At 66.7% G+C, this 26716-nt stretch carries 19 protein-coding genes and 6 pseudogenes; 10 read left to right on the forward strand and 15 right to left on the reverse strand.

The annotated features are described in order from the left end of the window. Both ACFVTC_RS41750 and ACFVTC_RS41755 read left to right on the forward strand, forming a co-directional pair. The coding region (locus ACFVTC_RS41750) for an IS5 family transposase (RefSeq protein ID WP_390134936.1) at window positions 1-516 on the forward strand (516 nt) is incomplete at its 5' end. A 57-nt stretch (window positions 517-573) separates the two neighbouring features. Beyond that, window positions 574-735, forward strand: a complete 162-nt coding sequence (locus ACFVTC_RS41755) for a sigma factor (RefSeq protein WP_390134938.1) — start codon at window positions 574-576, stop codon at window positions 733-735. A gap of 402 nt (window positions 736-1137) precedes the next feature. Here the strand turns inward: ACFVTC_RS41755 and ACFVTC_RS41760 are convergent, their stop codons facing one another. From ACFVTC_RS41760 to ACFVTC_RS41770, 3 genes are all read right to left on the reverse strand, one after another. Next, window positions 1138-1452 (reverse strand): CPCC family cysteine-rich protein, encoded by a 315-nt coding sequence (locus tag ACFVTC_RS41760; protein WP_390134940.1) that lies wholly within the window; start codon window positions 1450-1452, stop codon window positions 1138-1140. A gap of 46 nt (window positions 1453-1498) precedes the next feature. Then, a complete protein-coding gene (locus tag ACFVTC_RS41765) occupies window positions 1499-2233 on the reverse strand; it encodes a tyrosine-type recombinase/integrase (protein ID WP_390134942.1) in 735 nt (244 codons plus the stop codon). Between the two features lie 235 nt (window positions 2234-2468). Beyond that, window positions 2469-2921: a hypothetical protein gene (locus ACFVTC_RS41770; protein ID WP_168531996.1), complete on the reverse strand. Its 453-nt coding sequence runs from the start codon at window positions 2919-2921 to the stop codon at window positions 2469-2471. A gap of 313 nt (window positions 2922-3234) precedes the next feature. On the opposite strand from ACFVTC_RS41770, the pseudogene ACFVTC_RS41775 reads away from it, so the two are divergent. Beyond that, window positions 3235-3393, forward strand: a pseudogene (locus ACFVTC_RS41775) (transposase); the annotation flags it as partial. Window positions 3394-3665: 272 nt separating this feature from the next. Here ACFVTC_RS41775 and ACFVTC_RS41780 read toward each other — a convergent pair. Next, window positions 3666-3785: pseudogene (locus ACFVTC_RS41780) on the reverse strand (XRE family transcriptional regulator); the annotation flags it as partial. A gap of 584 nt (window positions 3786-4369) precedes the next feature. Here ACFVTC_RS41780 and ACFVTC_RS41785 point away from each other — a divergent pair. Beyond that, complete coding sequence (locus ACFVTC_RS41785; protein ID WP_390134966.1) at window positions 4370-6133, forward strand: S8 family serine peptidase; 1764 nt, start codon at window positions 4370-4372, stop codon at window positions 6131-6133. A gap of 421 nt (window positions 6134-6554) precedes the next feature. Here the strand turns inward: ACFVTC_RS41785 and tpg (ACFVTC_RS41790) are convergent. After that, a pseudogene (gene tpg, locus ACFVTC_RS41790) lies at window positions 6555-6767 on the reverse strand (telomere-protecting terminal protein Tpg); the annotation flags it as partial. Between the two features lie 13 nt (window positions 6768-6780). Here tpg (ACFVTC_RS41790) and ACFVTC_RS41795 point away from each other — a divergent pair. Next, window positions 6781-7299, forward strand: a complete 519-nt coding sequence (locus ACFVTC_RS41795) for a hypothetical protein (protein ID WP_390134944.1) — start codon at window positions 6781-6783, stop codon at window positions 7297-7299. Window positions 7300-7342: 43 nt separating this feature from the next. Here ACFVTC_RS41795 and tpg (ACFVTC_RS41800) read toward each other — a convergent pair whose 3' ends face one another. The 5 genes and pseudogenes from tpg (ACFVTC_RS41800) to ACFVTC_RS41820 form a co-directional block, all read right to left on the reverse strand. Further along, window positions 7343-7858 (reverse strand): telomere-protecting terminal protein Tpg, encoded by a 516-nt coding sequence (gene tpg, locus ACFVTC_RS41800; RefSeq protein WP_390134946.1) that lies wholly within the window; start codon window positions 7856-7858, stop codon window positions 7343-7345. 15 nt (window positions 7859-7873) lie between these two features. Then, a pseudogene (locus ACFVTC_RS41805) lies at window positions 7874-8620 on the reverse strand (transcriptional regulator); the annotation flags it as partial. A gap of 723 nt (window positions 8621-9343) precedes the next feature. Beyond that, complete coding sequence (locus tag ACFVTC_RS41810; RefSeq protein ID WP_390134948.1) at window positions 9344-9979, reverse strand: hypothetical protein; 636 nt, start codon at window positions 9977-9979, stop codon at window positions 9344-9346. Between the two features lie 194 nt (window positions 9980-10173). After that, complete coding sequence (locus ACFVTC_RS41815) at window positions 10174-10569, reverse strand: cupin domain-containing protein (protein WP_381924984.1); 396 nt, start codon at window positions 10567-10569, stop codon at window positions 10174-10176. 891 nt (window positions 10570-11460) lie between these two features. Beyond that, window positions 11461-12036, reverse strand: a complete 576-nt coding sequence (locus ACFVTC_RS41820) for an NADPH-dependent FMN reductase (protein WP_390134950.1) — start codon at window positions 12034-12036, stop codon at window positions 11461-11463. Between the two features lie 959 nt (window positions 12037-12995). On the opposite strand from ACFVTC_RS41820, the gene ACFVTC_RS41825 reads away from it, so the two are divergent. From ACFVTC_RS41825 to ACFVTC_RS41835, 3 genes and pseudogenes are all read left to right on the forward strand, one after another. After that, window positions 12996-13679 carry a TetR/AcrR family transcriptional regulator gene (locus ACFVTC_RS41825; RefSeq protein WP_390134952.1) on the forward strand — a complete coding sequence of 228 codons (684 nt, stop codon included), beginning with the start codon at window positions 12996-12998 and terminating at the stop codon, window positions 13677-13679. Between the two features lie 1114 nt (window positions 13680-14793). Continuing rightward, window positions 14794-16482, forward strand: coding sequence for an MFS transporter (locus ACFVTC_RS41830; RefSeq protein ID WP_390134954.1), 1689 nt, complete (start codon window positions 14794-14796; stop codon window positions 16480-16482). Window positions 16483-17501: 1019 nt separating this feature from the next. Continuing rightward, a pseudogene (locus ACFVTC_RS41835) lies at window positions 17502-17718 on the forward strand (VOC family protein); the annotation flags it as partial. Between the two features lie 62 nt (window positions 17719-17780). Here the strand turns inward: ACFVTC_RS41835 and ACFVTC_RS41840 are convergent. The 5 genes and pseudogenes from ACFVTC_RS41840 to ACFVTC_RS41860 form a co-directional block, all read right to left on the reverse strand. Next, the gene (locus ACFVTC_RS41840; RefSeq protein WP_390134968.1) at window positions 17781-18887 is read right to left on the reverse strand and encodes a hypothetical protein; all 1107 of its coding nucleotides are present in this window, start codon (window positions 18885-18887) and stop codon (window positions 17781-17783) included. A gap of 450 nt (window positions 18888-19337) precedes the next feature. Then, a pseudogene (locus tag ACFVTC_RS41845) lies at window positions 19338-19514 on the reverse strand (transcriptional regulator NrdR); the annotation flags it as partial. A 7-nt stretch (window positions 19515-19521) separates the two neighbouring features. Continuing rightward, window positions 19522-19917, reverse strand: a complete 396-nt coding sequence (locus tag ACFVTC_RS41850) for a hypothetical protein (protein ID WP_390134956.1) — start codon at window positions 19915-19917, stop codon at window positions 19522-19524. A gap of 1988 nt (window positions 19918-21905) precedes the next feature. Continuing rightward, window positions 21906-22328: a hypothetical protein gene (locus ACFVTC_RS41855; protein ID WP_390134958.1), complete on the reverse strand. Its 423-nt coding sequence runs from the start codon at window positions 22326-22328 to the stop codon at window positions 21906-21908. A gap of 219 nt (window positions 22329-22547) precedes the next feature. Continuing rightward, a complete protein-coding gene (locus tag ACFVTC_RS41860) occupies window positions 22548-24080 on the reverse strand; it encodes a hypothetical protein (RefSeq protein WP_390134960.1) in 1533 nt (510 codons plus the stop codon). Between the two features lie 1050 nt (window positions 24081-25130). Between ACFVTC_RS41860 and ACFVTC_RS41865 the strand changes: the two genes are divergently transcribed. Both ACFVTC_RS41865 and ACFVTC_RS41870 read left to right on the forward strand, forming a co-directional pair. Further along, a complete protein-coding gene (locus tag ACFVTC_RS41865; protein ID WP_390134962.1) occupies window positions 25131-25643 on the forward strand; it encodes a hypothetical protein in 513 nt (170 codons plus the stop codon). Between the two features lie 777 nt (window positions 25644-26420). Further along, complete coding sequence (locus ACFVTC_RS41870; RefSeq protein WP_390134964.1) at window positions 26421-26624, forward strand: hypothetical protein; 204 nt, start codon at window positions 26421-26423, stop codon at window positions 26622-26624. Window positions 26625-26716 lie beyond the last annotated feature (92 nt).

Genomic DNA, 26716 nt, shown 5'->3' on the forward strand with positions numbered 1-26716 from the left:
CTTCATCTCTCGCACAGCACCATTTCCAGAAGCTGCCCTACTACCAACTCCCTTTCATGTTCAGGACACAAGACCACGAAGATCCACCTCGCCTGCGACGGACAGCGGCGCCCGTTGGCCTTCACCCTCACCGCCGGCAACGTCAACGACTGCACCCAGTTCGAACAGGCCATGGCCCGCATCCGCATCGAGCGGTGCGGGCCGGGACGCCCCAGAACCCGTCCCGCGCAGGTAGCTGCCGACAAGGGCTATTCATCCCTCAAGATCCGCTCCCATCTGCGCAGGCGCGGCATCAAAGCAGCGATCCCGGAACGGATCGACCAGGCCAACTGCCGCCTCCGGCGCGGGGAAAACCGCTGCCGGCTCAACCAGACCGCCGACCGCCGCCGCAATGTCGTCGAGCGCTGCTTCAACAAGCTCAAACACAACAAGGCCCTGGCCACGCGCTACGACAAACGCGCCCGGCACTACCAAGCCCTCGTCACCCTCGCCTGCCTTCGGCTCTGGCCGACCTGACATTGCGGACACGCCCTAGGTGAAGCGGAAGCGGCACTTTACGAGGCACGTGGCCAGATGCACGGGGTCGCCCTCCGGATACTCGGCAGCGCCGGTGAAGCGGATGACGTCCTCCAGGATGCCTGGCTTCGTTGGCAGAACCACGACCGGTCCACGGTAAAGAACAGGCATGCCTTCCTCACCACGATGGCCACAAGACTCGCGATCAACGTACGGTAATCCGCCGAGGCCCGCCGAGAGGCTTCCGCCGGTCTGTGGCTGCTGGACCAGGCGGACAACCTGAGCGACCCCGCGCTAGCGCCGGTCCACCACGAAGCCGTCAAAGCAGCCGTACTGATACGGCACCGCGATCGCCGAGGCCAGCCTGTCGGTGCGTGACACCACCACCAGCACACTGGTGAACGAGCTCGCGGAAGCCGACGCGGGCCGCCGCCAGTCCTCGGTGATCGCCCGTTACAGCAAGATCGACCTTTTGTGCCTGGACCCATGCCGAGGCTGTGACTATGCCGAGTGTGCTGGCGTTGCACGAGGCTGTAGCTCCCGCGACGGCTGTTCTGTTCTGCATGGTTGCGGTGCCGGATAGGGCAGAGGAAGAATTCCGGTGCGGACTGGAATCTGCGCTCAGCTGCGACGACGCCTGGGGCGTGAGCGCCACCTGCCCGGCCCGCCGTTCGCTGCTGATCTCGGATCTGTTGCCCTCGTTGTCGTGACGTATTGCGCATAGCGGAGACGCGCGTCGGTCAGGCTTTCCGACCCGTTGGGGCCGCCCCAGACCTCGTCGGCGTTCGGGTCGTCCTGGCCATCGTCTTCCCAACTGCACTCGTCACAGATCTGGAAGTGTCCGCGGGCTTCCAGTGTCAGGAGCTTGCAGCAGGGACAGGCGTACGGGCCGCCGCCGGGCGGGCTTGCTGCGGGCGCTTCCTCGGGCGTTGTCACGCGTTGAGTGTGGCATGACCTGGGAGGAAGCTCTGGTCTGGTCGCGTCAGAGGCTGTCGACGAACACGAGGGTGGAGTCGGTGGGACGGTAACGACCGGGCCGGGCTGTCGCGGGGGTCGTGAGGGCCAGGGCCTTCTCTTTGATGGTCATGTCGGCGTGGACGTAGGCGTCGGTGGATCGGACGCCGGCGTGGCCGAGCCAGAGCGCGATGACGGTGGTGTCGACTCCGGCTTGCAGCAGTGCCATGGCGCAACTGTGCCGCAGGACGTGCGGGTCGATGCTCTTCTCCAGCAGGGACGGGCGGGTCGTCGCGGCGGTTGCGGTGTGGGTACTCAGGCGTTGGGCGACGGCGTCGCGGCTGAGGCGGCGCCCGTTGCGGGTGCAGAACAGCGGGTCGCCGCGATGTCCGGCGCGTTCGTTCAGCCAAGAGCGCAGGAGGTGCTGAACGGGGCGGTCGAGCGGGACGGTGCGTTGTTTGCGTCCCTTGCCCTCGCAGTGGACGGCAGCGCCGTCGCCGATGGTGATGTCGTCGCAGTTCAGGCTGGTGAGTTCGGTGACTTGCAGGCCGGTCTGCACGGCCAGGGCGAGCATGGCCTTGTCGCGTCGTCCCTCCCAGCGCTTCGGGTCCGGTGCCGCCAGCAGCGCGTCGACCCCGTCACTGGTCAGGAACGTCATGGTCCGCTTGTCGAACCGCTTCGGTGGGATGTCCCAGACGCGCTGGATGAGCAGAGCGTGTTCGGGGTGCTGAAGGGCGACGTAGGAGAACAGGGAGCGGATCACGGTCAGGCGAACGTTGCGGGCTCGCGCAGGTGTCACGCCTGGGCGCGGGCTTTGCAGGCGAGGCCCGCCGAGTTGCGGTGGCCGCTCGCGATGTCCGAAACGCGCTGGGGAGTGACGTCCGTGTACGGTGCCAGATCGTTCCGGTCGTACGGACCGTCGAGGAGAGCGCGGACCGTGAGTTGCCTCTCATCACGGCCTGCCGGCGTGGCCGTCAGGCCGTGATGCACGATCCCGGTTAGGGGTGCAGCGTAGAGGTGTACTGGCTCCTGCTATCCGACACGAAGCCGTTGTCGTAGGCGCCCTTGGGGGTGAGCATCGAGTAGGCGGTGACCATCGGCTCGAAGTGCCACAGACCCGTGTAGGCAGTCTTGCCGAAGGTGACACGGACGTAGACGTGCCCGACCTTGCCAGGGGCGAGCTTCACGGTGGAGTTGTTGGGGAGGTCGAAGCCCAGGAGCCCGTTGGGCTGTGTGTAGCTGGGCTTCTCCCAGCGGTGGCGCACGGGGTTCCACCAGGTCGCCGTGATCCCTCTGAGCTGCTTCTCGCCCGGAGCGGAGTAGGTCCACAAGGACAGGCCGTAGCCGAGCGGAACCATCGTGTCCGGTGTCTTCTGCGTGTAGTACATGGTGAGGTAGACGGTGTTACCCCGGCGGTAGGACTTGTGTATGCCGCTACCCCACTCCTTCATGGTCCCAATCTGATGGACCGCCTTCGTGTGAGCACCCAATGGCTCTGCGGACGCCGCGCCCGCACCCAACGGAAGCAGTCCCGCAACCACGGCAGCTGCGGCCGCAACCGCACGCATACGCATTCTCATGCCATCCCCTCCTACTGTCCTGCCGGCTGCGCATAGTAATGCACCATCGAGTAGCGGCCGGCACGCCTTAGTTAACGGCTCCAGTCCGCACCGTGAGCGTTCCGGGTCCAAGCGGTAGTCGACCCAGACGACAGGGGCATGCCGGCCGTCGCACTCGCCCGCTCCGCAGTCGACGCCGGAGACCCGATGGGTCGTCGAGCGCACCTTCACCTGGCTCCACCAGTTCAAACGACTCCACATCCGCTACGAGATACGCGCCGACCTCCACCTCGGCGTGCACCAAATCGCCTGCGGCATCATCGGTTTGAGGCAACTCCAGGCCTCATTCCGAAACCATCAGTAAGAACCATCTGCGCGCGGCCGACGTCGCCGCCGTCCGGTCCTACCCCTCCAACGTGGGCAAGTGGGGCCCGCGACAAGCCCGACGCGCTCGTGCAGCTCGCGTGGCTGCCTGCCCTCATGCCTGGGCTCGAGACAGCGGCCTGATCGGATCCTTCTACCCGTGGGCGACCAAGCTCTCGATGCACACGCGAGCGACAGTGTGCGGCCCTTCCAGCACCAAGAGTTCGGCTCCCGGGTGAGTGTGCGGGATCGCCAACTCGGGCACCAGGAATCCTTCACGTACCGTTCGACCGTGCGCTGGGAGATCCGCAGCATCTGCGCGACCGCCTTGGTGCCCCCCAACTGCTGGACCAGGTAGCGCATCTGCGCGGGCGCGCTCTTGGGCGCCGGTTGATGCCGAGCTTGAAGCCGCCCGGGAACGGCTTGCCGTCCCGGGCGGGCAGGAAGTCCAGCGGGCTGACGCCGCCTGCCGCGTACACAACGCAGTTGACCCCGAGCCCGATCTACGACCGGGCTGCGCTGCGGAGCCCAAGTGGGACGGGTTCCGGACGCTGGTCTCCGTCGCGCAGGGTGACCGCACAGGCCGGACGCCGCCTGGTGCCGGCCATCGACGGGGTGGACCGGCTGCTTGCGTGGTGACTGACCGAGGTGCGCCCGCAGTTCGGTGACGCGCCCGCTGGCGGGCAGGCCCGTGCTGCTGCCCAGCCACCGGCACGAGGTCGGCGGCGTACGCCAGGGCGCGGTCGACGTCGCCGAGCTCGCGGTGGATCCCGACCCTTCGATGCCCGGAGTACGTCCCTTTTCAGTCATTCGCCTATAACACTCCTGTACGGAAAGGTACTTCCGTACGGGAGCACGCGCCTGACATCTTGCATCCACCACTCGATTCGTACGGCCCTGCCGGTGCCCTCAGCACGGCCGGGCCGTCTCTGGAGGACGCTTTGATACCCCACATATCCAGCCGGACTAGACGCACGCTGGTCCTGGCGGCCACGCTCGGCGCCGCCCTCACGTTCGGTGCCCCGGGCGCCCTCGCGGGCACGCTCCCCGTCGGCCCCTCCTCCGTGCCAGCCGCCAGGGCCCACGCTCCGGCCGCCGTGCCGGCTTCCCAGAGTGCGACCTGGGTGGCCGGGACGCGTGCCTACCTCGTGATCACCGCCCCCGGTGACAGTTCGGCGGTCCGCTCAGCGATCGCGGCCAACGGCGGCACCGTCTTCTCGAACTTCGACGCCATCGGCGTGATCGTCGCCCACTCGGCGTTCAGCGGATTCGCCGCCACCATGCGCGGCGTCGCCGGCGTGCAGCAGGTCGGCGCCACGCGCACCTCGGACGTCCCGGCCGACGCCTACAACCCGGCGCTCCCGGCCAATCCGGTCCAGGCCTCGACCCCGGCCGGAGAACCGGTCCGGGCCGACATGAGCCAGATCAAGGCCGACCAGGCCTGGGCCGTGAACCCGGGCTCCGCCTCCGTCACAGTCGGCATCCTGGACACCGGTGTGGACGACCAGCACCAGGACCTGGCGCCCAACTTCGACGCGGCCGACTCGGTCTCCTGCGCCTACGGCAAGCCCGACACCCGTGTCGGCGCCTGGCGGGACGTCGACACGCACGGCACCCACGTAGCGGGCACCATTGCCGCGGCAAAGAACGGCAAGGGCGTCGTCGGCGTGGCCCCCGGGGTGAAGATCTCCGCGGTCCGGGTCGCTGAACCGGGCAACTCCTTCTTCTTCGCCGAGAACACCATCTGCGGCTTCGTCTGGGCCGGTGACCACGGCTTCAAGGTCACCAATAACAGCTACTACACGGACCCGTGGCAGTTCAACTGCCCGGACAACGTCGACCAGGCCGCCATCATCGAGGGCGTCAAGCGCGCCCAGGAGTACGCCGAGGGCAAGGGCTCCCTCCAGATCGCGGCCGCGGGCAACGAGAACTACGACCTCGCCCACAAGACGACCGACTCCGCGAGCCCGAACGACTCGACGCCGGTCACCCGCACGATCACCAACGCCTGCCTCGACATCCCGACCGAGCTGCCGGGCGTGGTCACGGTCGCGGCCAACGGCACGGGTGTCACCAAGGCCTCGTTCTCCAACTACGGGCAGAGCGTCATCGACGTCGCGGCGCCGGGCAGCAGCGTGTACTCCACCGTCCCCGGCGGCGGCTACGGCAGCAAGAGCGGCACCTCGATGGCCACCCCGCACGTGGTCGGCGTGGCGGCACTCATCGCCAGCGCCAACCCGGGCATCACCCCGGCGCAGATCCGCGCCAAGCTGGCCGCCCAGGCCAACGACATCGCCTGCCCCTCGGACAGCCGCTGCACAGGCACGACGGCCAGCAATGCGTTCTTCGGCGAAGGACAAGTCGACGCCCTCAAGGCTGTCGGGACCACCCCGCCGCCCGGTAAGTACTTCGAGAACCTCGCGGACCTCGCCATCAACGACAACGCGACCGTGGAGAGCCCCATAGCCGTAACCGGCGTGACCGGCAACGCCCCGGCCACCCTCAAGGTGGGTGTGGACATCAAGCACACCTACATCGGTGACCTGAAGGTCGACCTGGTGGCGCCGGACGGCACCGTCTTCACGCTGCACAACCACGCCGGTGGCAGCGCCGACAACATCGCCCAGACCTACACCGTGAACGCCTCCTCGGAGGTCGCGAACGGCACCTGGAAACTGCGCGTCAACGACAACGCCGCCTCCGACACGGGCAAAATCGACGCCTGGAACCTGACCTTCTAGCGCAGGGCCCGGCAACGCCCGCGTACAACACGCACTGCGCCGGCGACAGCTCCTTGCCCCCGGCCACGGACAAGGCGGGCTGCGGTCTGTTCGGCCAGGGCAACGAACTGCTGGGCGGCAGAGGGCATATGGGCCCCGGCAGCGGTGAACACCGCGGTCGGGGCCCATATGCCGGAGACGTCCAGGGAGGCCGCGAACGGCCTGGGGCCGGCGTCCAGCTCACCGTGCACCTCCCTGAAGAGCTGTCGGCCCAGTCATCCAGTCAGACCAGATCACCAGACTCACCATCCACGCCCACCACCCCGATCCGCCACGGGCCTGAGACGTCATCCGCTCCCCCCAGCCGACGATGTAACGCAGGCACGAACTCCGGATAGCCGGGGATCACGCCCAGGGGCGCAGGCTATTCCAGACATGGCTGCTACAGCTCGAACTCCAGGTGCTCCACGTCTGTGAACCGGACTTCTTCCAGGCTCCCGGCGCAGCGGCCACCGTCCTGGAAGTACACCTCCCTGAGCGCTTCGGCGGCGATCTCCTGGAGCTTGGAGTCGCTGGCGCCGGCCTGCTGGGCGTCGAAGAGGCGGGCGGCGTAGCGGGGCGGGAGGGCGACGGTGAGGTGGCGGATGCGGTCCTGGCTCAGTCAGGGCGTGCCGATCGCCGTCACCTCCGAACAGGCGCAATGCGCTTTCCTGAACATGTGGCACCAGATCACCTCGCAGGCACTCACCCGGCTTCACACGTCCGCAACCGGCATCTCCGCAACGACCCGCCCTTCAGCCACCGTCAGGCGCACACGTCCACCCGTCCGACCGACAGGGACAGAGTCTGGCGCGGTCAAGGCGCAGCAGTGCGTCGTGCTGATCAAGAAACACGAGGCCCTCACGGACCGCAGCGTCCGGCCCGAGCCGGAGGAACTCGCCAGTGCACTGGGCACGCTGTTCGCCTCGCTGAAGATGACGATGCGAAGCTACGCCGCCCGCACCCATATGAATCCCAGCTCCCCCATCGCGATATCTCAGCGGCACAAGCATCCCCCCAGCCCGTTCATCGAGGATCTGGTGCATACAGTCCGGGAGTCCGGCGTGCCGTTCCCCCAGCACGCACACGAGCGCCTGGTCGAGCTGTACGAAAATGCTCTGCGTTCCTCCCCCTACCGCGGCGACTAGCTCTACCTGCTGGGCTTCCGGCACGGAGCAGCCCAGCGGTGCATCAGAAAAGGCTCCCGGCGCGGCGGCCACCGTCCTGGAAGTACACCTCCCTGAGCGCTTCGGCGGCGATCTCCTGGAGCTTGGAGTCGCTGGCGCCGGCCTGTTGGGCGTCGAAGAGGCGGGCGGCGTAGCGGGGCGGGAGGGCGACGGTGAGGTGGCGGATGCGGTCCTGGTCGGTGGTGCCGAGAGGGGCGGTGTAGCCGAGGCGGGCGCGGGTGTCGATGACGATGCCGCCGGTGGTCGCTGCCTTCTTGCGGGCCTTGGCCCGGATCTGGGGCTGCCAGCGGGCTTTCACCTCGCGTTCCAGGCGTGCGGCGAGGTCCGGGCGGGGTTTTTTGATCTGGTCTTTCACGTACCGTTCGACGGTGCGCTGGGAGATCCGCAGCATCTGGGCGACCGCCTTGGTTCCGCCCAGCTGTTTGACCAGGTAGCGCATCTGCGCGGGTGCGGTCTTGGGTGCCGGGCGGGTGAACGCCTTGTGCACCGCGGCGTCCAGGCCGTCCCCGAACATGCTCATCGCCTGCCCACTCCCCTATTCGCCGTTGTCGGCGTCGGTGACGGTGCCGTCCTTGATGTACCGGGCGAGGTTGAGCTCCGGTGCGTCGAACCGCTCCCGGACCTCCTCGCCCCACAGAACACTTTGGGTGCCCTCGTGCTTGACCAGGCCGGGGTTGATACCGAGCTTGAAGCCTCCAGGCAGCGGCTTGCCGTCCCGGTAGGGCAGGAAGTCCAACGGGCTGGCGCCACCTGCCGCGTAGACGACGCAGTCGGACAGGACCGCGACCGGGTACTGGCCGGTGAACGCCGCGTGCTTGACGATCTTCCGGTGCAGGTTGATCCGGGTGCGGGAGATGACCGCCGCACGGATGTCCGGCCGCCACGTCGGACGCGACAGCGCCCGCCACGGCTCGCCCGGACGCCAACCCTCCCCCCGCGGGCGCTCGCGCAGCTTGCCCAGACCGCCCTTCACCGTCGCCTTGATGGCCGAGACGACGATCGCCAGCTCCGGGTCGCGGTCCTTGTAGCCGTCCATCGCGGCGAGGAAGTCGGCCGGCGACAGGTCCGCGTCGATGCCGAGGTCGGCCATCGTGGCGAGGTAGGCGTCGCGCAGCCGGTTGTACCAGCCGTCCAGGTAGCGGCCGTTGTCGTAGCGCACGTAGGCCTCGACCGAACGTACGTCGTAGCCGAGCTCCATCGCGTAGGCGACGGTGGGTGTCGCGTACCAGGCCGGACCCGTCGGGCGCTCGCCCTTCGGCGTGAACGGGCTGGGCGGCAGACTCACTACAACGCGGCAAGAGAAATCCTGCGGCGGGACACGTGCCCCCTCGGTGGCGGCATCAACTGCGCCGGCTGCTCCCCGCCGCGAGATCGCCCAGGACCTGAGGGGCTGCCCTCCGTCCGAGCACCAACCTGGCCGGGTCGGCGAGTGCGGCTTGGGAGCCTTCGCTGAGATCGAGGGTGCCGGGGCGGGGAGTTCGTCACGGTTCTCGGACAACACCCGCCGTTCAGCAGTCCTCGGCTCTTGTCGCGGAGGGCGGCAGTGCCAGGTCCAGGAGGGCGTCGACCGTTTCGCCGTCCAACTGGCTGTCGAGGTGAAGAGATCGCCGCAGGAGGCCACCGACGTCCCTGGGATCAAGCCCGAGACGCAGGCGGGCGAGCAGACAGATCTCGCCAAAGAGCGTCGGCGTCCCGGCCGGTTCCCGCAGGATGTACCAGTCGAGGAGCGTAACGACGTCGGTCCTGATGTCTCCGAGGGAGACACCGGCCTTGTTCGCCTTCCCTGCCCGCTCGACGTCTTCGGCCAGACCTCCAATGACCGCTTCGACCAGCGTGGTGCGCAGGGCCGAGACGCGGATGAAGCCGTCGGTGTCATCGCTGAGGGCGACTGCGGGCCACCAGGCGAGCTGCGCAGCGGTCTCCTCGTGCTTCGTCTTGCCGCGACCGAGACCACGCTTCTGCTGTCGGCTGTCCGCGTCCTCGATGCTGTCGCTGATGATCTTTGTCAGGTGGTTGTGATCAGCGATGAGACCGAGCGGCTGCTGGGAGCCGAATGCCGTCGTGCCGGACAGGAGCGCCTGCGGTCCGTGGGTCCTGCGGTGCTGCTCAGCCCAGTCGCGAGCGACGGGCGGGACCAGCGCGGGCCTTCATCGGTTTCGGTCTGGGGGGCGGGCAGACGGCTACGGCTGTACTTCGGGTCGGGCAGGTCATCGAGTGCCAACCCCACGATCTGTGCCAGGCCCATCCGGTCGACCAGGCGGGTCGGTTCGAGCTCCGGTGCCCGCAGGTCGATTACGCACTCGTCGAATGGCAGGGAGCCGTGCCGGCGGGACGAGGCCCACAGGGCAAGGTGTTGGCGCCAGTGGGGCAGCGGTTCAGTGGGAGCGGTGAAGTCGGCGATCTTCGCGATCCGGGAGTTGCCCGGTTCCGTCGGGCGGTCCAGGAGGTCCGCGGCCGCGACGGTGAGGGCGTCCTTCACCGGGCGGCCATCGTATTTCTCGTAGGCGCGGTCCACGACCTGGCCAGGCCGGTGCCATGCGGCTCCGTCCCACCAGCAGCCGCCGCGCCGGTAGAGGAACCCGTTATGCCCGAAAATCCAGTCGTGGTGCAGGGAACCCATGTCCTGGTCGCGGATCAGCAATACGGTGTGGCCGTACGCGGGGTGCTGATGGACGGCCCAAGCGTAGACACGATTCATGTACGCCTCGAAGAGGGATTATGCAAGACGTGTGGCGCTCTTTTCAGGCTTAATCGGAACCCGGCACTGGAATCCAAGAGCAGCAGGCTGGGGCCACTACGCATGCCTAGGTCCCGGCTCTGAATTTGGTCCTGGCATCAATGTGTTGGTGGAGTGAGGCCGTAACGCTGGATGACGTCATCCAGCCATTCTGGGTGCCCGTAGGTTAGGCCGTACTTCGCAGCGAGTTCGGTGAACGCAGACCGATCGGTCACGCTCGCGGCCATCAACTCACCAAGATCGCGGAAGTAATATTCGAAGCCACCGGGGATGATGATCTCAATGATCCGTCCGGCAACATTGCCGGCATTCCACATGGCATGCATCTGACCGCGCGGCTTTACTATATATCCACCCGGGCCGAGAACCGTTTCAGACTCATCGGAGCGAAATCCGATTTCGCCGTCTATGACGATGGAATACTCGTCCTCACGGCTGTGCATGTGGGGCGCACTGATGGTACCCACTTCAAACGGGTGCTCAACAATGGACATGGCCTGGTGCGTTCGATTGCTCGGAATTTTGAAAGTAGCTCCGAAACCAGGAATGCGCACATGCTCACCCTCCCCTGTAGCCACGACGGTGAGAGGGGGAATAGGGCTTAGGTTCATATTTTCGACTCCCTGTGTCTTGTGCTGCTGAAAAATCTTAGTGATGGGCGCAGGCCTCCGACTTCGAGGTTACTATTTGCCTACTGGCCCCAGGCAACTCAAGGAGCGTTTTCGATCCACTCCATCGGAGTCCCAAGGCAAAGAGAAACTGTCATCGCGAACCGGTCACCCTATTGCGACACCCCAGACCAGCCCTGATGGCCGGAGGAGGGCAGGAGCACAAGGCTAACGAGACCGCGGTGAAAATAATCGGTGGCCTTGAATGTCGAACCGAACGCCGGACTAAACGGACTGGATCACGATTCTCGACTCCGCATCATTTCTTGCGTTCCTTGAGCAGAACTCGGCCGCATTCGATTTGACGCGAGCAGCCTCGGCGGTATGGCAAACTGGAAGCAGTAGCCACGCGTACAACGCGTGGCTACTTTCTAGAATTGTCTGACGCGGCTGTCTTTTCTCGGTTGCCAGAATGCGATGCCACTGAGTTGCGCGCCGCTCCCTGGGTCATTTTCCCAGCAGAGTATTTTCGACCTGACGTCTTGGTTACTCTGATACCTACCCTTGAACGGGTCCGCGAGCAGCACTCGACACCAGGTTGCCGACTGCAATGGATTTCCGCCCAGCGTGGTTCACGGTACCTGCGCGTTCAACGAAAAGTCCGCGGGAACCAAATCGAGAGGTCAGCTACGGATTCTTAATCTAGGTATGCGCGAGCAACACTATTGCCTTATGTCAGGGTCTCTATCCCGAGATGACGCTCGGACGGCGATCGAGTTAGGCAACGCAAGCCGGGCGTGCGCGCTCAGCCAGAGTGACCAGCTCGGCGAGCAATGCGCGCAGCAGGCTCTCGGTCACGTCGTCACCGATGAAGCCACCGTTGCTGTCAAAGCGCCGGTGGGACTGGAAGACGGTGACTTCCGGGTGGGCCACGACCGGGACCTGCATGCGGTGCAGGATCTGACGGAGGACCAGTTGACCGCGGGCAGTGCCGAACTGGGAAGGGGACGCACCGAGAATGGCAGCAGGCTTGGCACCCAGGACAGGCGGGTCAGCAGGCCGCGACAACCAGTCGAGGGCATTCACCAGAACGCCTGGGATGGCTGAGTTGTATTCGGGGGTCGCGATGATGACGCCGTCGGCCTCTCGCACGCGTCGACGCAGGTCCGCGACGGGGGCGGGTTCGGGACCGTTCTCGAGATCCTGATCAAAGAATGGGAGCGCACCAAGCTCCTCGTACAGGTCGATGGTGACGCCGCCCGGAGCCAGGTTCTGCACAGCACGCAACAGGCCAGTGTTGTGGGACGTACGGCGCAGGCTGCCCGAAATGGCAAGGAAGGTCAGGTTGGACATCGAGCTGGATCCTCAGGTTGCTCAGGGATAAGTGATTGCATCGGTAGCCGACGACTTGGGCCGGGAGCCGGCCGTGAGCTGACGCCGACGACGGTGTGGCTTCAGCGTCTGCCTCGCGTACCTAGCAGCAGTCACTCATCCAAGGTTCATGGTGTTCGTACGGTTCCCCTGGGAGGTATGCACCAGCGTCGAGTCGCCTCGCTCTGATCAGGTACCGGTGCCGAAGACGGGCGCGCTCAACGCTGAGGCGCTGCCTGACTCGTCAATCATGCAACGGAGTTTCGTTACAGTCAATAGCTGTAATGAAACTACCCTGCGAGCCTGCCGTAGCGCGCTCGATCCTGCCAGCGACAGGCATCCGCGTGGCGCGCGCCAACGGTCACCGCCGGAACGCCCCCACGCCGGCTCCTGGTTGGGCCGCGGGACAGCTTGCGGGTAAACCTCGCTTCGTCCTCGAAGGTGATGTCGCCCCTGCAAGCCACCCGAGCCCTTTGGACTCCGCCCGATCGCCTCCTTCACGCAATCACGACCCGCTCGTCACACTCGGCGAACCGTCGTGCGGAGGCCAACAGGCCGGAGCCGAGCCGGTGCTCAGCCCCGCGGTATCGGAGAACTGGAGGAGACGTACAACTTCCTGCCGATCAGCGTGGCCGCCCTCAGATCCTCACGACCGCCGTCCCGCCACAACTGGCACCAACGATGAGCGGACTTCACGCTCACCCGCCGCCGGGCAACCTCCGACGACTTGAACTTCCGCTCGAACACTTCGGGGCTCCCCATCCCGGCCGTCTGCCGGCACCGGCACCCCCGCAGGGGGGAAGCCCGCTCCCGTCCGCATGTCTTACACCACGCGTGCAGCCCCGCCCACCAACTCATCAGAGGCTTCGCGAAGATTCACTCCGCCGAGCTGAAGTAAGTAATGTAAGGCTTGTGGGTACGCCAACAAGGAGAGACGCGTTGTGAGCAGCAAGGGCCGATCGGTAGCCGGGTCGCATGGCCAGGACACGCCAGAAGCAGTGCCCAACGCGTTGACACAGCGCCCTCAGCGCACTGGAGGCAGGCCGCGAGATCCTGCGATCGAAGAAGCGATTCTCCGAGCCACCCGCAAACGCCTGGCCACCGATGGCTACTCGCGGATGACGATTGGTGACGTGGTGGCGGACGCCGGCGTGACACGTCCCACTCTTTATCGACGCTGGCCGAACAAGTACGAGCTCGTCGTCGATGCGCTGGCTTACGGGCTGCAGAAGCAGCGCGACGCCTACCCGCCCCTAGACGTGGACGGTATGGCGCCGGTGGAGGCTTTCACCAAAGCCGTCGAACGGCTTGACCCTCGGTACCACAATGAACGCGCCATGGCTTTGCATGGCAACTTCATGGGTGATGCCGAGCGCGAGCCGGCGCTCTTTGAGCAGTTCCGCGAGCAGGGCGTTTATCCGCGCTGCGCAGAACTGCTGCAGACTTTGCAGCAGCTACAGCAGGCAGGCGCAGTGAGGGCGGACGCTGACCTTGACGCCACCGTAGTTCTCTGCTTCGGTAGCTACTTCGGCGACTACCTGCTGACCGGTCGGAGCGCCCCACCAAACCACTCCGACCGAGTGGTCGCCGCCCTCTGGCCTTCGATCCGGGCAGAAGGTTACTAGTCAAGTAGGCAAGCTTGAGAGGTCGTTCTCTTTCCGAGTGCCGTCTGTGGGGGCCGCTGGTCAGACCTGTACATAGGCTGCGGCGCATGGATCAGCTTCCGAGTAACCTACACAGGGAAGCTTTCTGCATGCGCGTAGAGACACGGGACGGTATTACCCGCCCGTGGTGCTATACCTGAAAGTCAGGCTTCGATCGCGTTCTGACAGCCTTCATGCATCATGACCCGGCAGACATGGCGCGCCGGTCAAACGAGGTCACCTACAGGCGGCGCAGACAACTGCACTGATCTGCACGGATTTCCCCACACAGTAGGGGCGCACCCGTGATCAGCAGATCGCCAGGGAAAAGTCGGCTGCGGTTATGGCGAGGCTGGCGGGACTGAGATACCGCATCGAAGCGCACGCCTTCGGGAACACCATGGATGCGCATCGTTTACGACACATCGCGAAGATCAGCAAAGGAAGTTACTGGACTTCGCCTCTTCAAGCGAACTGCACTCATGAGCGTCCGGAGCGCACTTTTCTTACGCTACCGGCGCGCCAGGGAGAAATCGGTGAGAATTCGGCCGAGTTATTCAGTCCGATACAGGAACGGACCAGAGCGGCACGTGCGACGGCACGAAACCCTCCACCGGAGGTCTCTCGCCACGGTTTCAGACTGAGCACAAAAGGCTCGGCCGATGTCAACTAAAGTGTAAAGGTGATGTGCCCGCAGGAGCATCGCATCACCAGAGTTCTGAGCGTCTGCCAGGCCAGTACAGGGAATGCACACAAGCCTACGGGCCAACGGTGCGCCGAGTCTCCGCAAATTTCGCATACGTGAGCCCGGCAAGCCTCTGGATGGCCGCCGTTGGAACTTGGCGGTTACTAAAGGGTGGCCCCTCGGGCATGGCGCGAACATGCCAGGGTCGGCTGATAGGCACCCATCATGTGATTCTTGGGCAGCCGTGAGGAATTCCTAATGCATTGCGCGCGGACGGGGGCTCGCTTCGAGCAACATGTACAGTCACATATCCTCCGACGCCACACCTCAGTGCAGCCCTGTTGATAGGTGTGGCGGAGTATTCACTTCCACGTTTGCAAATGTCTCGCCGAGTGCCCAGAGGTGCGCTTTATGACCACCGCGTCGAACTCGTCGCCGCGTTCCGAATCGCCGACGTCCACTACCCCACGGCCCAAAACCGCACAATCCAAAAAGCCGGAAGACGGGGCACTACGCCGTCGGCAGAGGCTGAGTGTGGTGGCCGCCTGTGTCGCCATCTTCTGCGCCTACGTGCCGCTGACTGCGGTGGCAGTGGCGCTGCCGTCCATCCAGGCGGATCTCGGCGTCTCGACCAGCGAACTGACCTGGGTGCTCGACGCGTTGGTCCTGACCATGGCCGCCTTCATCCTGCTGTCTGGAACGCTGGGTGAACGGCACGGACACAAAAAGGTTCTGATCGGAGGCCTCTCGCTCATCTGCGGCGGCTCGCTGCTGGGCCTGTGCGCCGGTTCGTCGGTGGTCCTGCTGTGGACGGCCCAGGCCGTCCTCGGGCTGGCCGCGGCCTCTCTCCTCGCGTCATCACTCGCCGTGGTGTCCCATGCTGTTCCGGACCCTCATCGACGTGCGAAGGCGATCGCCGCGTGGGCCTCGTCGCTGGCGTCCGGCCTCGTCGTCGGCCCATGGCTGAGCACCGCAGTCATCGACGCGATGGGTGCACGATGGACATGGATCTACGCCGGGGTCGCGCCCTTCGCCCTCATCGGCCTGGTGATCGCCGGTATCGGCGTCGAGGAGACGCCGCGGCGCACAAGCCGTGCCCTCGACGCGCCGGGGCAGGTCACGGCCGCCCTAGGGATCGCTCTCCTCGTGTTCGCTGTGATTGAGGGACCGGGCAGCGGATGGAACTCGCCACGAGTGGTGGGCGGATTCGTGCTCAGCGCCGCCACTCTGGCCGGATTCGTGTGGCGAGAGAGTCGCACGGCCTCGCCCATGCTCGACCTGCGGCTGTTCCGTAGCCGGCACTTCGTGGCTGCCTGCATCGTGGCCGTGTTGGTGATGTTCGGCCTGGTGGGAACGCTCTTTCTGCTGAGCCTCTTCTTCGGCGGCCTCCAGCACGAACCGGTGGGCGCCGTCGCCCTGCGGTTCCTGCTGGTCACCGGACCCATCGTGATCACCGGCCCGGTGGCCGCCCGCACGGCCCAGCGCCTGCACCCGCGCGTGCCGCTGATAGTCGGGCTCGTGCTGGGAGGTGCCGGCATGCTCAGCCTGATCGGGCTGTCCCCGCACAGCGGCCTCGGCGACGTCTGGTGGCGGCTCGTCGCGATCGGCGCGGGCTTCGGTCTCGTCCTGGCCTCGATGACCGCGATCGCAGTCAGTTCGGTCCCCACACCCCTCGTGGGCGTGGCCGGCGCCGCGACCAACACCCTGCGACAGACCGGCGGCGCGCTCGGTCCGGCCGTGCTGAGCGCCGTGGTCACCAGCCGGGTCCACACCCAGCTGCCTCACGAACTCGCTGCACGTCAGGTGAACCCAGAAATCGCGGACCGAGCGCAGTCCCTACTGAGCCGAGGCGGGCTGCGGGCCCTGGGGGAACTGCCTCCCGAACCGCAGACTCGCGCCGTTGTCACTGCGGCGGGCCGAGCCTTTACCGACGGCATCCACCTGGCCATGGCGTTGAGCGGGGGGACCCTCCTCGCCGCCGCTCTACTCGCGGTGGTCGCCCTGCGGCCAGACCGGCCCGCAGCGTCGCGACGGGTCTCAGGACACATTCCCTCCCAGAACGCCCCTTCCTCGGACCGGAGCACCAGCTCCCGGCAGTGAAGGTCGACCAGATGATTGCGGTCACGTACCACCGACGGCTTCCTGAGGACCCCAGCCGCGAGCATCAACGAGGACACTCTGCCGACACCCCACAAGGACGGGCGAGCCAAACCAGTCGGCGAAATGACCACTCGATGATGAGGTCAGCAACTCGTAGCGGCTCACCACCAGTGGCAAGGGTCACGTCCGCGGGAGTGGTGTAGCGACGGCCACTCGGTGATCTCGTTTTGAGGCTATGCGGTGAGCTCGGTGGGCAGAGCGGTGTCGTCGGGTTTCTGACTCGGTCGGGTGGAGGAGGGTCTCGGCGACGAGTTCGCGGCCCATATAGTCGCGGGCCTCGGTCCATTCGTCGTTCTGCTCCGCCAGAGCTCCCGGTCCACGCGAGAAGCGCTGACCGGATAGGAGGGCGGGGCGCAGCGGATGCACGCGTCGAGGACCGCCGTCACGGCGTCCCAGTCCGGGGGCCTGACGAACTCGCCCTGCAGGAGCCGGTGGACGCTCGACCTGCTGAGGGCCCGGGCGCCGACCGCCGGGTTGCGGGCGATCGTCCGCTCCAGCTCCGCGGCGCTGGGCGAGCCGGCCGCCCGGTGTACCTCCTTCACCCAGACAGCGAACCGCTTGCGCGCCTCGTCTCCCCGCTGCGACGCCGCCCCCTCCCCCAGCGTCCCGGAACCTCCCGGGACGCCCCGCGTTCCGGCACCAAGCCTAGGCCGCGGCCTGCGACAACAAGGCCGGTATCCCGATTCGACCCGCCTTCCGCCACCAGCCGGCCGGGCAGCGGAAGGTGCTCCCGTCACCGACAAACGAACGGAGCACACGATGACGCTGCACGACCTCCTCGACACCCTCGGCCCCGTCGGCCTGCTCACCCTTCTCGGGGCGGCCATGATGTTCGTCGGGGTGGTCCTGCCGAGAATCTGGTCACGCCACGCCTACCGTCGGTCCGCAGCCCGCACCACCATGAACAGTCTCCTCAAGGCGCTGCACCGGCTCTATCCCCGGTGGCGCCTGAACAAGACCCCGGCACCGGCACGGTCCATTTCCTCGGCGGCGATTTCCTGGAGGTCTCCGGCCGTTCCGACGTGCCGCCCTCCCCCGCCCTCCCCGCCCTCAGGCTGTGGCTCCAGGTGGCCGACGCGGCCGCGGCGCGCGAGGAACTGGCCGCCGCCGGCGTCGGGGTGCTGCGTCCGCCGGTGAAGGAGTCCTGGTGACGCCTGGGGTCTGATCGAGATGTGGGATCGCGGATGTCGACCGCTTTGGGAGGCACGAGAGTCTGGCGCTGTTCGATTGCCAGACTCCTAGAAAAAGTCAGCCGAGGTGCTATGCCTAAGGTTGTCGACGATCGTGCGCAGCCACGGGCTGCGCACAGCTGGCACCCGGACCAAGGTGTGCAGGAACGATTCCCGGTCGGCCCGGGACAGGTAGTTGGGGAGCAGCGGGAGAGGGTCGTCGCGGAGTACGTCTTGGGGTATGCGGCCTGACGCGGGAACCGGAAAATAGGGCTGGGGAGAGGCCAGCCACAGCCACACCCCCAGCGGCAGGGGCACCAGGTATGCCGACGCAGTGGGGCTGGCGGGGGTCCAGGTCTGACCTGTCTGGGGATGGACCGGTACGAGGAGGATGTCGACGCCCGCGTCCGGGGAGGGCTGTCCCGGTCCAGCCAGGACGGCGCGCCGCTCCGGGGCGCCTGCGGGCAGCAGGGCGTCGAGCGCGCGTTGGAACACGTCCTCGGTCAGACCGCCGGGGACCCTCACCGGCTGCCCTTGGGAGGCAAGCAGCAGGTGGGCGAGCGCATGGCCGGCTACCGCCACCCACTGCGGGCTCCACGACCAGTAGTGGTTCGACCCCAACCGTCCTCCCCACGTGCTGATCGGCTCGAACGGGGGCGTCTTTTCCCCCTTCTCTGCCAGCTCCGACCAGGAGAGGGGCGCAGTGTGGATACCGTCAACGGGGACGCGGTGCACGGCGTCCGGGCTGAGCCGCACTGCCTGCCAGAGCGAGCAGTCGTCGACCCTGACCGCCACGGGGAGGTCGCATGTCGCGCAGGCCATGTTGGGCCCGTCGGCTCCGTCGAGGCCGCAGCACGCACCGCCGCGTTTCTCAGGAATCAGCCGGGTTCCACGGATGTCGCCGGGCGCGATGACGGTCGCCTCAGGCGTGCCGTCGGACAGGGCGTAGACCGGCGCGTAGATGCCGCGCGCTTCCGCCTCGCCCGGATCGATCTCGTCCCACATCCGCCACGGCCCTCCCCAGGGGTCCGGGTCCACGGCAAACGTCCCGGACTCCATGAGTACCGGAAGCTGGGCGCCGTTCCCGTACTTCTGACGAGCGTGGACTGGCAGTGAGACCTGGGACAGAGGGGTGGTCAACTCGGCGCCGCATCCCGCACACACGAAAACAAACAAATGTCCTCCGCCTGAGAAAGAGACGCATTGTCGCAGCTCGCCGAAAGCCAGCCAACATGTTTTCTCATCCGTTGCGGTGACGGCACCTGCCACCGTCGTGGAGTACCAAAGCAGCGCGGGCAAGTGCCAGCCGCCGCCTCTGACTACGGCAAGCGACTCTCGGTGTTCGAATTCTCCGTGTGCTGTGGCGCCTGCCACGTCATTACGCTCTGCCGCCCTTCTCCTGCGCCAAGCCCCGACACACCCGTTGCGGCCAGCGAGCCCGGAGGCTTCCGGCCGGCGCGCAGTAACACCCGCAGACACCCGATTCCCCCGAGGAGTTCTCGTTCCCGCCTCGACCGCCGTAAGGGAGGAGCAGGTACGAGAGTGATGAGGGGGATGCCAGACCCCGCACCAGGCCCGTGGACGCGTCCTGAACATCCCTTTCGTTCTGTTCAGAGGCAAGGGCCCGTCGTGGGTGGTCAGTTCGGTGCTTCCGGTGGCCCGCACCGCCTCCTCAACCCGCCGGCCACGCGTGGGTCCCGTCTGAACAGGCGCGTCTCCCCCGGTCGTGACACGACGGGAGCAGTCCGGGATCTGGCGGCGCCTGCGGATCGACGTGCCGTCACCGGTCGTACGACTGTCGACGGCATGCTTACTGAGCCCTGCCTATGGCGCGCCGGACCCTCCCCCATAGAGAGGTCGGCAAGACGACGTCAGTGACTTCGTCCGGAGAGCCGGAATCCTGCGCCGTGGCGGTCCGCCCCGCTGGGTCCTCGTGAGCGTCTCCGCGGAATACGACGGCGTTCTCCCCGATCCCGACTACCTCAAGGAGGGTGTCCAGGGCCTTGTCTGCTTGCTCCTGCGGCTGGGTGAGCCAGACATGCGAGATGCCGACCGGATTGCCGTCGTGCTTGCTGATCGCGAAGCTGAATCCCTTCAGCCGGAACAGTACGACATCGAGGTCGTCCAGCCCGTCCCACGACCGCTCCACGTGCAGACGTAGCCGCTGGGCCACGGGCTGTACCGGCAGCGCCAGCACCCCGATCATCTGGAACAGCGGGACGGAGTGCTCCCAGACGCTGTACTGCTGGGCGGGGTTCCTGCCGGTGCAGTACGGCGGTTGCGCAGCCTGCTGCCAGTCGAGCTCAGGCCCCGGGACCTCGATCTCTGTCAGAGCAGTCCCTCCCCACGGCCCCCAACCAACTGGTGATCAACCTACCTTCACCAGGGGCGGCCGACGTCATGTGGTGCTGGTCAGGTGCGGTTGCGGGCGGTCCAGTGGCGTTGATCGCGGATGGACAGTCTCAGCTCCACGATCACCCGGGACACGCGATCAGCTCAGTGCTCATTCGCAAGCGAGCTCTTACTGAGCGGCAGAAGCACGCGTGGCCTCCTCGCCGCTGTCCACTTCAACGACGGCCGCTGGCCTTCACTCCAGAGGATCCGTACCCAAAACCGATGGCGTCGCGGTGGAGCCCTGCGGTAGGAGTGGGGACATGGCCAGAAGCGCCCATCACATTCGCCGCGACGCTGCCCGCTCTGGGCAAACGGCCTGGCGTCCCGGGGGCCCCTGGAGGGCCGTCCTGGTGCGCGAGCTCCGCTACAGCGCCGAGCGCTTGCGTTCAGCCACGCTGGAGGGGCGACGCCCGTTGCCACAAGAGGTACGGCGGTCTGTTGCCGTGTACTCCTTCTCCCGCAGCGATACACGAGGACGGGAGGTGGCCGCTCTCGCCTACTTTGAGGAGCGGCGCGCCCGTCAAATGACGCGACGTCAGCTGAGTCTGCTGCGAACGGGACTGGTGCCGGACATCGAGATCGAGCCTGGGCGCCACCGGCACAGCGCCCGTTGGCTTGCCTAGACTGCGGTTGATCGGCACAGCTGCCTTCGCCCAATTGTGGCTAGAGTTTGCGCCTGTGAGAGCGAGCCGGGGACGGTGGCCGAAGGCCGACCAGGACAGCGGCGTCGAGGATGCCGTGTTGCTCATCCTGGAGTGGTTGGGCGAGCAGGGTGTGGACGCCGCGATCAGGGTGGATGCTGAGCGGGTTCGGGACCAGAAGCCCGCATGGACATTCACCGCTGGTGGCGGCCCGTTGTGCCACCCGATGCGGGCCGACGGAGTCACCGCCCACGAGTGTTTGTCCCGCGCTTTGTCCTATCTCCGCGAAGCTGGCGTTGAGGTGCCTTTCTGACGCGTCGGTCATGGAGCGGACGATGGTGCGTGGTCGCGAAGGGCGGTCGCCTACGCGGCGAAAGGCTCCATGAGGCTCGCCGAACGATCGTCCTCATGGGCATAGGTGAAGCCCGGGGACACCGTCCCCCCACCCACACACAACCACGCCTGCTGCAGCCAGCGTTCGATCCCGGATGTTCCCGGCCCGTCACGACATCCGGGGACGCCGGAGGCGGTCAGGTACGGCTACGGGCGCGTGCTGGTGAAACGCACCGCAGAACCCCACCGCGCCTGCTGATCCGTCATGCACCGACTGCACAGAGAGATGCCTCCGGGGCCGTAGCGCCAGGTCTGCCGCTGGCGCACCGCACCGCGAGAACGAACGCCCCTTCGGCGTCGACATCGATCTCCACCGTCCACCAGGTACTGTCGCCCGCGGTTAGAGCTAAGGGCTCGACCTGGCCGTACGGCATGGGATAGACCCCCTGATCAACTCCGCGTAAGCAGAGGTGTCCCGCGAGCGAAGGCTCGTAGCGCCGAACTGGATCCATCGGCTCCGCGCGAGTGGAGGTGTCTCCCAAGAGAGATGTCCGGCTACGAGTGGAAGATTTCGGCTCCGCGCGAGCGGAGGTGCCGCTTCCACGCGGCCGTCGCGGCCGTTGGAGAATGCGCAGCGCTCGACGACTCCGCGCGAGCGGAAGGGCCCCGCGCATGGACGGGTCGGGCTGCGCGACGGTGGCGGCGGCTCGCGCGAGATCATCACGGACACGGACTGTGCGGCCCGGCGCCTCGTCATCCTCGGCTGCTGCATGAGCGGGCGTCCGCCTCGGCCAGGGTGAAGCGTTCGTGGCGAGTCGACGCAGGGTCATGAAAGCCGTGGCCCGATCAGGGCGGCCTCCACGGCCTCGCCCGTCATCTCGATCAGTACGACTTCCTCCCGCATGCTCGCAGGAAGGTGCGCATGCGCTTCGGTGCCGCAGAGGAATACGCCCTCGCGCGGTTCGAAGATCACCGCTCCCAGCCGTGAGCCAAGTTCGGCCACGATGGCGAATACGCCGGAACCGGAATGCGGACGCTCCACCACGATGCCCGTCCCGTCGACGAAGATCTCGGCCTCACTACCGTCCGCGGCCCGGACCCGGTACTGCAGGTGGCCGTCCTCCATCACCGTGAGCTTCGGGTCACCGACGTCGTAAGGACCGAGAACCGCCCGGACGACATCCATGTCCAAGGGAACGGGCGTATCAGTGCCTTCAAGGAATTTGTAGATCGACGGGCTGTAACTCACAGAAGGTCCCTCCCCATACTGGCGCGATCCGACAGGACGGCCTCGGGACGCGTCCTTGGTCTGCCACGCCCGCTCCGCGGAACGCGGATGCCGGCCATGCCGGCCTCGAAGGCCGATGCGTCACCGCCGGCCGGCGGTGACGCGCAGAGCCATCGCATCAATGATCACCGACCGGACGGGCATATCCGATCAACTGATCAGCCCTCAAAGACACACGCCCTAGCTCCGCCCGACCCGCCGGAGGTGGCTCTCGGCGAAGCTGCGCAGTTCGTCGCGGGTTCGTGCGGGGTCGGTCGCGGCTTCAGTGGCGCGGCCTCCAGGAAGGTAGCGGACGCCGTCGATCTCGCAGATCAGCGGCCCCACGCCGGTGTCGAGCACCAGGGCCTCGCCTACCGGAGCGGGGCCGCCGACGGTGCGGCGCTCGCTGCCGCGGGATCGGGAGATCGGCTGGAGGAACAGCGGCGCTGTCACCTCACCGCCCTCCGGCCGGAACAGGACCAGCCCCATCTCGCCGGGATCCCGGCACAGGCGGACGTAGCGCATAGGCCGCCATGTGCTCTTCTCGGCGTCCGAGCGCGCGGCCCGCAGTACCGGCCCGCACAGGGCGGAGCGGTCGGTCGCGACCCAGCCGATCCGGGCGAGGGAGGCGATGCCGATCGTGCCGAACACGAGGAAGCGCCAGTGCCCCAGGTGGACGAGGTCCTCGAGGATGGCGGAGGAGGAGAACCCCAGGGAGTACCAGGCGTTGGTGCCGAGGACGGTGGTCAGCACCCAGATGTGCGGCGATACGGACGTGCGGCCGAAGCCGCGGCGCGGCGGGGTCACCCGGGGGCCCGGGCGATGGCGATCGCCGTGCCGGGCCGCGGCGGCGAGGCTCGCGTAGCTCAGGTCGTCATCGAGGGCGGGCCACCTGTCCTCGTCCGCCTCGCCGCCCGCGTCCGCCCGCGGGGGGATCGCCGGCCGGCCCCGCCTGGCCAGCCGGACGCGTCGTGCGCAGGCCAGCGGGTTGACCATCAACGCACCGGCCAGGCCGAGCAGGCCGATGCCGCCTCCGAGCACGGCGACCAAAGTCAGGGCGGTTCGCGTGTTCACGGCCTCGCCCAGGAAGGGCCAGGGCAGGGCGGTGATCCGGATGCGGTCGCCGGAGTGGACATCTGTCGTGACACAGTCCACAGCCGCCCGCTGTACGCCGCCGTCCCAGCCGACGGTGCAGCTGTCGTCGTCCATGTTCACGCGGACGACCTCGGCGGCGGTGTGCTTCCCGAGCAGCGCGACGTCCGCGGTGACGAGGCCCACGAACAGGGACGCCGCGAGGGCGAGAACCGCCCATGACGGTGCGCACGGCAGAAACAGCCGACGGGCGGGCGCGGAAACCGGGCGGGGCTGTTCGCCCAGCCAGGCGCCGAGGGTCCGCGCATCGTGCGTGGCCAAACGCAACCGCAACAACAGGCCATCGGGGGTCCGGTAGTGCAGGTTGACCTTCTCGAAAGAGCCCCGGCCGTTGGTGGAGACTGTCGCGTCCAGGGCCTCGCCACCGCGCGCCAGGGCGGTCACGTTCCCGGAACGGTCCAGAAAGACTGGCCCGTCGAGGCGTGGGTCGATCAACAGTCGGCCCTTGTGGCTGTCGAGTCGGCAGCGGAAGTGCACGGCGCGGCCCGCGGCAAGGCCCCGCCGCCTCCTCGCCGCCGCCCACCGGGTCAGCCCGGCTATGACCATGGGGAACACCACGAGCCCCACAAAGCTGCCGATCATCGCTTCTGTCGTCTCCTCCGCTTCGGGTGATCGGAGAAGCGTACGAGGGCCGCCGACGGCGCTCACCCGGGGGTGCCATCGGACCAGCATGAATGATCGGCACCGCAGCACCTGAGACATCGACGACGAGCCGCGCGGTGATCCAAGGCGGCCCCGACAGGCCCACCGACGTGTGATCGAAGCGGAACACGACAACACCGCTCATGTTGCCAGGCATCGTCGTTCAGTAGAGCGATCTCCTACGGACCAGCGAGTACGACCTCTGGCGCAGGCTGCGAGAGCCGTTGAAGGGCCAGGGGCTCGACCCAGACCGGACGGTTGTCGTGGACCTCCTGCAAGAGGGCCCAGACCACGAGGCCGGGTAGGTCCTCTCCGCCGACGGCAGGGTCTTCAAGTTCAGTCTCTTCTACGACCGGGCATCCGAGGACGGTGCTCAGAGCGTGGTGCTTCACGGCTGGATCGAATTCACTGACCGCTGGCGGACTGGATCACGGGCTGCTCTCACTGCGGGCGCCTTCGCATGGATGGCCCAGCTCGAAGGGCAAGGTTGATCCAGAGCGCGAGTGGAGAAGTTGGCCCCCGCTGTGTGACTAACTGCGGGACAGCGCCGCCGGACAGTGGCGGACAACCGCGCACCTGTGGACCGTCACAGCAGGTGAGAGGCGCACCAGCCCCAGGTCGAGCGCCCACGCAAGTTGCTTCGGGAGGAAGAGGTAGCCTGCCCAAGAGCTGGAGCTGTTGATTCGAGGAGGCCCCGCGCGTGGCGCAGAGCTTTGCAGGCCCACCGTACGACCTTGACGACCTGATACCCGAGCTCTCGGTTCTCGGCAGGCGGACGACCCTCCTGTTGCCGAAGAGCGGGTCGCCCGAAGTCCGGGAGAGTTCTCTGGGCGGGCCCATGCTCTGGCCCGCTGATGAACCCTGGCCCTCCTGCGAACAACAGGGACACTGGGCTTGGCCCAACGAGAAGAGCCCGGCCGGGACGGTCTCCATGGTGCCGGTGTCCAGCTCTTCGCACGAGACGTACCCGCGTTCTCATTCCCAGGAGGCATGGACCTACTCCAGCTGGTTTGGTGCCCGCTGATCCATCCCCAGGACCAGGCCGGCGCCGCACTGCCGAAGCTCTACTGGCGCAGCGAGGCGGAGGTGCTCACCACCGGCTTGCTCCGGGACATCCCTTCTCCGCAGGAGGGAGAGTACGAAGAAGAGTTCATGCCCAATCCGTGCGCTGTGTCCCCCACCCTGGTGGTGGAGTATCCGAACTGGGACCTGCCGCGGGAGCTTTGGCGGACCCTGCAGCCCCGCATCGAGGAGCTCGAAGAGCACTTCGGCATGGAATACACAGGGTTGGCGTGTGCGCTGCAGAACAAGGTCGGTGGGTATCCGGCCTGGAACCAGCCGCCCGACTGGCCGGCGTGCGAGCGCGGTCACCGCATGGAGCACCTGCTCAGCGTCACCCCGGAGGAAGACCTGGACATGGTCATGGGCGACCTCGGAGGCATCTATCTCTTCCTCTGCCGCCAGTGTCCCGAACTGCCCTACGCTCACCGCTACGACTGCTAGAGCGCAGCACGGTGCCGACGAGACGCGTGCCAGATCGTGCGGGGAAAAACGGGGAACAGTGGCACCAAGCCGACGGTCAGACAGCCCACGCCGCCGCTCCGCCACATGTCAGTGCATCAACTGCCGCTACGGAACTCTAGCTTCCCAAGCTGAGGGCACCCGACGCATGCCATGGCTCTCCGAATGGTCGGAGAAGGTCCCGCCAGATGAGAGCTAGCCAGCGGCGGCATCGGTGAGATGCCGCTTGGCCCCAACTGGCCGCTGTTGTCGACCAGGGCGACGTCGTGTGTCTTCTCCTCCCAGTCGATGCCGCAGCAGATCAAGATCTTTCCCCTTCCCGGGCTGGGGTGTTCGTTCTGGTCACGAGCTCATGCGGAACCACGCAGCAACCGGATCCAAGGACTCGACACGAGGCCGGTCCGCCAACTCAGCAGCTTTCCGTGGCAGCAGCTCACCGCACTGGCCCCCGGTCTGCGTTGGAGCTGTAGCGGCTCGGGCATCGCAAGGGGTCACCATGCGGCGGGCCCGCACCACAGACACCAACGAACGATCAAGTGGGGAGCGTTGACGGTGGTGGCGGTCACGAGAGCGTCGGGCATCACCGCTCTGGATATAGGGATCAAGTCCGCGGACGGCTCAAGGCGTCAGCCCGACACTCACGTGGCCGCCATCGCGGCCATCCCTCTGGCGTACGTCTCTCAGGGCTGTCGCCACCACCGGATCAGGACGGCTCCGACGCCGTGATCACACCAGTCACACCGAGATCATCTCGTCCGCGTGACCACTTCTTCAGAGAGCCACCGGGGGCTCTCGCCGGCCACTCTCCTGAGCTGCGGCACTCTGCACGTGATCCATCCCGCGACAGACGAGTTGTCCTCCGCCGAGCGCGCCTTCATGATCAACGCCACCGAGATCGACACAGGCATGGCGGCGCTGGCCAAGAGCCATGCCGTAGATCGTTTACGGGACAGCTCTTACTAGGACTCCGTTAGGTCTTTCTTGATCTTGTTGTCGTGCGGGCTCTGGTGGGGAGGGGTTGCCGGCAGCTGCTGCAGATCCCGGTCCAGCACCTC

The sequence above is a fragment of the Streptomyces sp. NPDC057950 genome, from assembly GCF_042887295.1.
GTDB lineage: Bacteria > Actinomycetota > Actinomycetes > Streptomycetales > Streptomycetaceae > Streptomyces > Streptomyces kaempferi.